Below are 1,988 nucleotides of genomic sequence, written 5' to 3'. Positions count from 1 at the left end.
GTATGACCCGGTCCATTTTGGTACATTTCTATCTGGAGATCAGCGTATTCGAAGTTCAGAAATGAGATATTTACTGCATACTGTATACGGTGCTTTAGCYGTTGATCAAGAAGTGGCAGCATTTGCTTATGTATGTCATGTAAATAAAAAACCATTTCTATGTTTAAAAGCTGCCTCAGATCAAGCGAATGACAAAACGAAAGAAGAACAAAAGGTTTTTAAAATGTTAGCATGTGAACGAGCATGTGAGCATTTAATTACTTTTTTACGTGTTTATGAGATTACTGTAGTTAACAATAGATAACAAGAGGGGGAATATCCCACTCATTTCAAATTAAGAGGTGAATTATAATTGCATACGTATTATGGAGAACTTTGTACAAAGATATATGAAAGTGATAAATCAATTGCGAGTGGAAAAGAATTGGATTTTTATCTTTCTTTTGCAAAAGATAAAAATATACATGTGTTAGAACCAATGTGCGGAAATGGTAGAATGTTAATTCCCTTTATGCAAAATGGTGTGAATATAGAAGGGTTCGATATTTCGAAAGATATGCTTAAAGTTTGTAAAGATAAAGCAGAAAAATTAAACTTAAAACCGGTTGTATCACAAGGAAGAATAGAAGAATATCATAGTGATAAAAAATAYGATCTTATTATGATYCCTATMGGTTCATTTTCACTTTTACCAAATAATTTAGTAGRCAATAGTCTTMAAAATATGAAAAAYAACTTAAAGGAAAATGGAAAATTACTTCTTACAGTTGTACAAGGTGGAAGTGAAATAGAACAAATTCTAGATTGGATAGAGACAAATAGAAAAGAAATTAACAATGAATTAATTGTTGAATATAGAAAAGTTTCATATGATAAGGCGCAAAAACTTCTAAAAATTATACTGAAATATGAAATCATTCATGATGAGAAAATAAAAGAAACTGAGATTATGGATTTTCCTATAAGACTATATAATTTAAAAGAATTTGAAAATATACTTATTACTAATGGGTTTAGTCAAATTGTTGTTCATGAAATAAAAGATGGATATGGTGAAGGTAATTCATTTCATGTATTTGAATGCAGTTTATAACAAGTCAAGGCGGGGGATTATACTTATATGATTCAATACAAAAGATGTAGTGAAGTAAGTATAGATTTAGTGTATAAAGCTTTTAAGGATGGATTTTCAGATTACATCATTAAAATGGAAGTTTCAAAAGAAGATTTTATTAAAAGATTTTTTGGACCAGAAGGGAATATGCTAGAACACTCCTTTCTTGCTTTAGACGGTGACAAATGTGTTGGTGTAATACTTGGTGGTATTAAGGTATATGAAAGTATAAAAACAATGCGCTGCGGAACATTAGCTGTTCATCCAGAGTTTCGAGGCATTGGTGTAAGTCAAAAGTTATTTGAGTTACATAAAGAAGAAGCGACACAAAATAAATGTAAGCAGCTTTTTCTTGAAGTTATTGTAGGAAACGATCGGGCGATTCATTTTTATAACAAATTAGGTTATGAAAAAGTATATGATCTTTCTTATTATAATTTAAATGATTTAACTAAAATAATGAATAAAGGTAATAAAAATATTGAAGTAAAACAATTAGAATTTCCAACATTTAAAGTTGAGATTCAGAAATGGCTAAACTTCCATATAAATTGGCAAAATGATATTGATTATATCGAAAAAACAAATCATACATTTTACGGTGCATATGTTGATAGTGATATAAAAGGTTCTGTATGTGTAAATGAACAAGGAAAAATTAGTTTTATTTTCATAGACAAAGACTATAGAAATATTGGTGTTGGGACGAAATTATTACAGGTAGCAAGTGAAGAATTAAAGTTATCAAGTTTATCAATTGGGTTTCCAAACAACAATTTACTGGAAGGGTTTTTAAAGAAATCTGGATTTGAAAAGAATTCTTTAGCACAATATGAAATGTATTTATTGCTATAAAAAGCGGAGGGAATTATTC

General features: G+C 29.0%; 3 protein-coding genes. All 3 read left to right on the top strand.

Annotated features, from left to right (window positions below; translation table 11 throughout):
- The coding region (locus AC1DJR_RS28035; RefSeq protein WP_477004052.1) for a phosphorylase family protein at window positions 1–304 on the top strand (304 nt) is incomplete at its 5' end.
- 48 nt (window positions 305–352) lie between these two features.
- Complete coding sequence (locus AC1DJR_RS28030; RefSeq protein ID WP_477004051.1) at window positions 353–1,093, top strand: class I SAM-dependent methyltransferase; 741 nt, start codon at window positions 353–355, stop codon at window positions 1,091–1,093.
- A gap of 27 nt (window positions 1,094–1,120) precedes the next feature.
- Complete coding sequence (locus AC1DJR_RS28025) at window positions 1,121–1,969, top strand: GNAT family N-acetyltransferase (protein ID WP_286119627.1); 849 nt, start codon at window positions 1,121–1,123, stop codon at window positions 1,967–1,969.
- Window positions 1,970–1,988 lie beyond the last annotated feature (19 nt).

This window comes from Bacillus sp. 05T31, from assembly GCF_056396725.1.
This window is presented reverse-complemented; position numbering and strand designations above follow the sequence as displayed.